The organism is Dyella japonica DSM 16301 (genome assembly GCF_001010355.1).
Classification (GTDB): domain Bacteria; phylum Pseudomonadota; class Gammaproteobacteria; order Xanthomonadales; family Rhodanobacteraceae; genus Dyella; species Dyella japonica.
On sequence record NZ_JPLA01000166.1, the window covers coordinates 1 to 241 of the forward strand.

At 39.4% G+C, this 241-nt stretch carries 1 protein-coding gene; it reads left to right on the forward strand.

What is annotated here, in order from left to right; genetic code table 11:
• Positions 1-241, forward strand: a 241-nt coding sequence (locus tag Y882_RS20645; protein WP_211259240.1) for a hypothetical protein, incomplete at both ends; no start/stop codon positions are given.

A 241-nucleotide genomic window follows, 5' to 3' on the forward strand; every position in this document is an offset into this window, starting at 1 on the left:
CCATCATCTGTATCGTTATAAAACAGACCCTAACTATTTAGGTCTGATTCTGGCTTTCCGTCATAATCCTGATGAACCAGATAAGTTCACAGTTACTATTCAGACTCCTGAAAAAGCATATACGTATCGTCTGGCTCCATATGGATTCAATAATAAAACCCGTCGATGGGAGTGTTTGGATACAAAGTATGGAACCAAGAGAACGTATCAGGCTGACATCTTTGTAGCTACTGATGAAGAT